A 6902-nucleotide genomic window follows, 5' to 3' on the forward strand; every position below is an offset into this window, starting at 1 on the left:
TCACCTCGGATGAAAAAAAGGTCCACAGCCTTCAACAGTGCCGCAGACCCTTTTGCGTTAGTCAACCGTCTTGGTCACCAGGCGGATCAAGCCTGCCCGGTGAAGTTCTTGCCCTCGGCGGCCAGCTTGGCCAGCAGCGGTGCCGGCTCCCAGAAGGCCGCGTCATCATGCGGATTCTGCTGGAAAGCCTTCATCTGCTCGATCACCTTGGGCAGGCCGATCATGTCCGCGTACAGCATCGCGCCACCACGGTAGATGGGGAAGCCGTAGCCGGTCAGGTAGACCATGTCCAGGTCGGAGGCGCGGTTGGCGATGCCCTCTTCCAGGATCTTGGCGCCTTCATTGGTCAAGGACAACACCAGGCGGCTGACGATCTCTTCGTCGCTGATGGTGCGCGGGGTGATGTGGTTGTCCTGGCGGAACTTGTCGAGGATGGCCAGCACTTCGGTCGAAGGCACGGGCTCGCGCTTGCCGACTTCGTAGTCGTACCAGCCCTTGCCAGCCTTCTGGCCGAAGCGGCCCACTTCGCAGATCAGGTCGGCCACCTTGCTGTATCGCATGTTGGGCTTTTCCACATAGCGACGTTTGCGAATCGCCCAGCCAATGTCGTTGCCAGCCAGGTCGCCCACTCGGAACGGGCCCATGGCCATGCCGAACTTCTCGGCAGCCTTGTCAACCTGCTCGGGCGTGGCGCCCTCTTCGATCAGGAAGCCGGCCTGGCGGGTGTACTGCTCGAACATGCGGTTGCCGATGAAGCCATCGCACACGCCCGACACCACCGCCACCTTCTTGATCTTCTTGGCGATGGCCATCACGGTGGCCATCACGTCCTTGGCGGTGTGCTTGCTGCGCACCACTTCCAGCAGGCGCATCACGTTGGCCGGGCTGAAGAAGTGCAGGCCCACCACGTCGCTGGGGCGCTTGGTCACTTCGGCGATCTTATCCACGTCCAGGGTCGAGGTGTTGGAGGCCAGGATCGCGCCCGGCTTCATCACCTGGTCCAGCTTGGCGAAGACCTGGGATTTGACGCCCAGGTCTTCGAACACGGCCTCAATGACCATGTCGGCTTGCGCGATGTCGTCGTAGCTCAGCGTGGTGCTGAGCAGGCTCATGCGCTGCTCGTATTTGGACTGGGCCAGCTTGCCCTTGGACACTTGCGCTTCGTAGTTCTTGCGGATGATGCCCAAGCCACGGTCGATGGCCTCCTGCTTCATCTCCAGCAGGATCACCGGCACGCCAGCGTTCAGGAAGCACATGGCGATGCCGCCGCCCATGGTGCCGGCGCCAATGATGGCCACCTTGTCGACCTTGCGCAAAGGCGTGTCGGCAGGCACATCGGGGATCTTGCTGGCGGCGCGCTCACCGAAGAAGGCATGGCGCTGCGCACGCGCCTGATCGCTGGTGACGATCCTCTCAAACACATCGCGCTCGAATTTGATGCCCGCGTCCAGATCAGTCAGGCTGACCGAGGCTTCCACGCAGTCCACACAGCGTTGTGGCGCGTCCAGGTTGCGGCGGGTCTTGGCCAAGGTGGCGCGGGTCTTGGTGAAGAGCTCGGGATCGGCGGGTGCGGCCACCTTCAGGTCACGCACCGAAGGCAGCGGACGAGCGGCAGCAATCTCCTTGGCAAAGGCCATGGCGCCGGCCAGCAGATCGCCCTCAATCAGGCGATCAAACAGCTGCTGGCCAGGGGCCTGGATCAGCTTCTCGCTGGGCACCGACACCCCCGTGGTGATCATCTCCAAAGCGGCTTCAACGCCCAGCACGCGCGGCAGGCGCTGCGTGCCACCAGCGCCCGGCACCAGGCCGATGTTCACTTCAGGCAAGGCCACTTGCACGCCAGGGACGACCACGCGGTAGTGGCAGCCCAGGGCCAACTCCAGCCCTCCGCCCATGACCACGCCATGGATGGCGGCCACAACCGGCTTGCTCGATTTTTCGACCGTGGCGATGGTGAGGTGCAGATCAGGTTCGCCAAACGCCTTGGGCGATCCGAACTCCTTGATGTCGGCGCCACCACAGAACACTTTGCCCGAGCCCGTGATGACCACGGCCAGCACGGACGCATCGGCCTGTGCCTTGTTGATGCCATCGACGATGCCGGCGCGCGTGCTCTGGCCCAGGCCATTGACGGGTGGGTTTTCCAGCGTGATGACGGCGATGCCGTCGGCGACTTGGTAGGAAGTGCTCATGCCAATCTCACTCGTGTGGGGGAATCTGAAAAGAACCATTGTAAGAATAGCTGCATTCACCCTTGCAGCAACACTGCAATCCCAAAAATCACACCTCCAACCATTCCTTGCGGACATTGCCATCGGCCTTCAGCTCTTCAGGCGTGCCCTGAAAAACCACTTCCCCGTGGCCCATCACATAGCAACGCTGCGAGATGTCCAGCGCGATGGTGAGCTTCTGCTCCACCAGCAACACGGCCAGGCCGCGCCGCTTCAGTTCCTTCAGGTACTCGCCCACCAGTTCGACGATCTTGGGCGCCAGACCCTCGGTGGGCTCGTCGATCATGATCAGGTCAGGGTCGCCCATCAGGGTGCGGCACAAGGTCAGCATCTGCTGCTCGCCGCCCGACAACACGCCGGCTTCGGTGTGCTGGCGCTCTTTCAGGCGCGGGAACATCTGGTACATGTCGTCCAGCGACCAGCGCCCGGCTTTTTTGCCGCCACGGTCAGGCTGCTGGCCCAGCAACAGGTTCTGCTCCACCGTCAGTTTGGGGAACACATCGCGGCTCTCGGGCACATAGCCCAGGCCACGCCGGGCGATGTCATAGGTCTTGTGGCCCAGGATGTCGGTGTTGTTCCAAGTCACTTTGCCCTCACCATGCACCAGGCCCATCACGGCCTTGATGGTGGTCGAGCGCCCCGAGCCATTGCGACCCAGCAATGCCACGATCTCGCCCGGGTTCACTTCCAGGTCAACGCCATGGAGGATGTGGCTCTTGCCGTAATACGCGTGCAGCTTTTTGATGGACAACATGGCTCAGACTCCTGCTTCAGCGGTTTGCTGGTCGGCCAGCGCCGAGCCCAAATAAGCTTCACGCACCTTCTCGTCGCTGCGGACCTTTTCAGGGGTGTCAAAGGCGATCACTTCGCCATACACCAGCACCGCGATGCGGTCGGCCAAGCCGAACACCACGCCCATGTCGTGCTCCACCGTCAGCAGCGTCTTGCCCACCGTCACCTCGCGGATCAGTTGCACAAAGTTGGCGGTCTCGGACTTGCTCATGCCGGCCGTGGGCTCGTCCAGCAAGATCACCTTGCCACCGCCCGCGATGGTCACGCCAATTTCCAACGCGCGCTGCTCGGCATAGGTCAACGACGACACCATGACATCGCGTTTGCGCTGCAAGCGGATCATGCCCAGCACCTCTTCGGCACGCGCATTGGCGGCATCCAGCTTGGACAAGAAACGCCAGAAGGCATAGCCCTCGCCCATGGACCAGAGCACCGCGCAGCGGATGTTCTCGAACACGCTCAGGCGCGGGAACAGGTTGGACACCTGGAAGCTGCGGGCCAGGCCACGGCGGTTGACCTCGTAGGGCTTGCGCCCGTCGATGCGCTCGCCGTTCAGCAAAATCTCACCGCTGGACGGCGCCATGCGGCCGCTGATCAGGTTGAACAAGGTGGACTTGCCGGCGCCGTTGGGGCCGATCAGCGCCACACGCTCGCCTTCTTTGACCTGCAGCTGGGCGCCGCGAATGATCTCGGTCTTGCCGAAGGATTTGCGCACGTCGCGCAGCTCGAGGGCGAAGCCGCTCGACGATGCGCTGGAGGAAGTGTGGAGAGTACTCATCGCTGGGGCTTCAGGTTCGTGGGTTCAAAGCGCACTGCGTCGACGCAGTTCGGCCTCGATGTCATCTTGCACAGCACTCCAGCGGGCGACAAACCGGCGACGAGCCACCTCAAACAGACCGATGCCGATCAGCGTCAGCAGGCCAGCGCCCATCCAGGCCATCGGGCTGTCGGTGTTGATCTCGGCCCGCCAGTAGGTCATCGTCGGGCCGAGCGCCTCGTTGAGCTTGCGGTGGTACACCATCTCGACCATTACCGAGATGCCCACCAGCGCCGTGAAGGCCGCGCTGAACAAGGCCAAGTACACCGCCCACAGGCGGCGCATGAAGCCGAAGGCCGCCACGCGCATGTTCATCATCAACAGCGAAGCAAAGCCCCCTGGCGCGTACATCACCATGGCCAAAAAGCCCACGCCCAGGTAGAGCAGCCAAGCCTTGGTCATCTCGTGCAACAACACCTCGGCCAGCACCATCAGAACAGCGCCGATGATGGGTCCGAAGAAGAACAGCGCCCCGCCGACAAAGGTGAACAACAGGTAGGCGCCCGAGCGCTCGGCACTCATCACCTCGGCCGTCACGATCTCGTTGTTCAGCGCCACCAAGCCGCCCGCGATGCCGGCGAAGAAGCCCGCCACCATGAAAGAGATGTAGCGCACGCGCTGGGTGTCGTAGCCGATGAACTCGACGCGCTCCGGGTTGTCGCGCACGGCGTTGAGCATGCGGCCCAGTGGCGTCTGCGTGAAGGCGTACATCAACACGGTCGACACGAAGCAATACAGCGCGATCAGGTAGTACACCTGGATCTGCGGGCCGAAGGTGATGCCCATCACCGGCTCGCCAATGACGCGGTTGCTCGAGATGCCGCCTTCGCCACCGAAGAACTCGGGCAGCATCAGCGACATCGAGAACACCAAAGCCCCAATGCCCAGCGTGATCATGGCAAAGGTGGTGCCCGACTTTTTGGTCGTGACCGCCCCCAGCAGCACCGCCACGATCAGGCCCGACACGCCGCCCACGATGGGGATGAGGCTGACCGGGATGGACAGGCTGCCCGCCGCGACAAAGTTCAGCGCATGGATGGCCCCGAAGGCCCCCAGGCCGGGGTACACCGCGTGCCCGAAGCTGAGCATGCCGCCCTGCCCCAGCAGCATGTTGTACGACAGGCAGACGATGATGCCGATGCCCATCTGCGAGAGCATGGTCATCGACAGGCTGCTGGTCCACAGCAGCGGGGACACCAACAGCACCAGTGCGAACAAAGTCCACACGATCCAGCGGCCGAGGTTGTAGGGTTTGAAGCGGTAAACGGTATGGGATGACATGGCGGCTTACTCCTCGCGTGTGCCCAGCAGACCCTTGGGCCTGAAGATCAGGATGAGCACCAGCAGGAGGTACGGGAGGATCGGCGCCATCTGCGACACCGAAATCTTGAGAAGCGGGTAGGCCCAGTGGTCGAAGCTCACCGGGCTGCCCATGCTTTGCATCACTGAGGCGATGGACACGTCCACCACCACCGCGAAGGTCTGCATCAGGCCGATCAGGATGGACGCCAAAAAGGCGCCCGCCAGTGAGCCCATGCCACCGACCACCACCACCACGAAGATGATGGCGCCCAAGGAGGCCGCCATGTTGGGCTCGGTCACGAAGGCGTTGCCCCCGATCACGCCTGCCAGGCCGGCCAGCGCACAGCCGCCGCCAAACACGCCCATCATCACGCGGGGCACGTTGTGGCCCAGCGCTTGCGCCATGTCGGGATGCGTGAGCGCCGCCTGGATGATGAGGCCGACGCGGGTGCGGGTGAGCAGCAGCCACAGCGAGCCCAGCATGAACAGGGCCACGATGGCCATGAAGCCACGGTACAGCGGGAACTGGGTGCAAGAGTTGCCTGAGTCCGGCGCGCAGATTGCAGCATCACCCGTGCCCCACAACCATCGCAGGCCCTCGCCTTGCACATTGGCCACGGTGAACAGTGGCCCGCTCAGCAGCTCGGGCACACGGTAATCAACGTTGGAGGGACCAAAGTAAAGCCGCACCACTTCGACGATCACATAAGACAGGCCGAAGGTGATCAACAGTTCGGGCACATGGCCGTAGGCGTGCACCTTGCGCAGGCTGTAGCGCTCAAAGGCCGCGCCCAGCGCGCCAACCAGGATCGGCGACAAGATCAGCGCAGGGAAAAACCCAAGGTAGCCGGTGATCTCGTAGGCGAAGTAAGCACCCAGCATGTAAAAGCTGGCATGGGCGAAGTTCAGAACGCCCATCATGCTGAAAATGAGTGTCAGCCCGGAGCTGAGCATGAAGAGCAGCAGCCCGTAGCTGAGACCGCTCAAAAAGAAGACGACAAAAGTTTCCATGAGGAAGCGACCGTGGCGCTGAAGTCGGTCAACCGTGAGGCTGACGAGAAGCCCCTGTCTGCGGTGACCGCAGACAGGGAGGCGCTCAATGGCGTTGATCGGATCGCCACGCCAAGCGTTCCGGCCGTCCTGCTAACTGCAAGGTGCGGCGGCGCCCGGTCAGGCGCCGCCTGGCATCACGAAGGACGCTTCATCTGGCACGAGGTGGGTGTGCTCGACACATAGGCGTCGTAGGACTTGACCGGTGCGAAGGTCATGCCCGTTTTCTCGACATCGTAGGTGTTCTTGGCGTCCACCTTCTGCCACTTGGCGATGAACAGCGGCTGCTGCAACTGGTGGTCGGCCTTGCGCATTTCGACGGGCCCGTTGAAGCTGGTGAACTTCAAGCCCTCCATCGCGGCGGCCACCTTGACCGGGTCGGTTGACTTGGCCTTGGCAATGCCTTCGGCCAAAAGCACCATCGCCGAGTAGCTGCCCGCCGAATAGAAGTCGTCGTTGAAACGCTTCTTGAACTCGGCCACCATCTTGCCGTACTCACCACCCATGTTGTAGTGCCCATAACCCACCTGGTAGACGCGGCCTTCAACATTGGGGCCCAGGGCGGTTGGCGTGCCACCGAAGTTGGCGTAGTAGGTGTAGAACTTGGCGTTCAGGCCGGCGTCGTTGGCGGCCTTGACCAGCAGCGCCAGGTCGGAGCCCCAATTCCCGGTGATCACCGTGTCAGCGCCCGAGGCCTTGATCTTGGCCAC

At 62.7% G+C, this 6902-nt stretch carries 6 protein-coding genes; all 6 read right to left on the reverse strand.

Features of this window, described 5'->3' with window-relative positions; genetic code table 11:
- Positions 1 to 86: 86 nt before the first annotated feature.
- On the reverse strand, positions 87 to 2192 hold the full coding sequence (locus H7225_RS04675; protein WP_290659623.1) for a 3-hydroxyacyl-CoA dehydrogenase NAD-binding domain-containing protein: 2106 nt from the start codon (positions 2190 to 2192) through the stop codon (positions 87 to 89).
- A gap of 88 nt (positions 2193 to 2280) precedes the next feature.
- Complete coding sequence (locus H7225_RS04680; RefSeq protein ID WP_290659624.1) at positions 2281 to 2985, reverse strand: ABC transporter ATP-binding protein; 705 nt, start codon at positions 2983 to 2985, stop codon at positions 2281 to 2283.
- A 3-nt stretch (positions 2986 to 2988) separates the two neighbouring features.
- On the reverse strand, positions 2989 to 3801 hold the full coding sequence (locus tag H7225_RS04685; RefSeq protein ID WP_290659625.1) for an ABC transporter ATP-binding protein: 813 nt from the start codon (positions 3799 to 3801) through the stop codon (positions 2989 to 2991).
- Between the two features lie 24 nt (positions 3802 to 3825).
- Complete coding sequence (locus tag H7225_RS04690) at positions 3826 to 5121, reverse strand: branched-chain amino acid ABC transporter permease (RefSeq protein WP_290659626.1); 1296 nt, start codon at positions 5119 to 5121, stop codon at positions 3826 to 3828.
- 6 nt (positions 5122 to 5127) lie between these two features.
- Positions 5128 to 6153, reverse strand: a complete 1026-nt coding sequence (locus H7225_RS04695; protein ID WP_290659627.1) for a branched-chain amino acid ABC transporter permease — start codon at positions 6151 to 6153, stop codon at positions 5128 to 5130.
- 176 nt (positions 6154 to 6329) lie between these two features.
- A partial coding sequence (locus H7225_RS04700; protein WP_290659628.1) for an ABC transporter substrate-binding protein occupies positions 6330 to 6902 on the reverse strand: 573 nt, incomplete at its 5' end.

This window comes from Aquabacterium sp., assembly GCF_014378415.1.
Taxonomy (GTDB): Bacteria; Pseudomonadota; Gammaproteobacteria; order Burkholderiales; family Burkholderiaceae_C; genus Aquabacterium.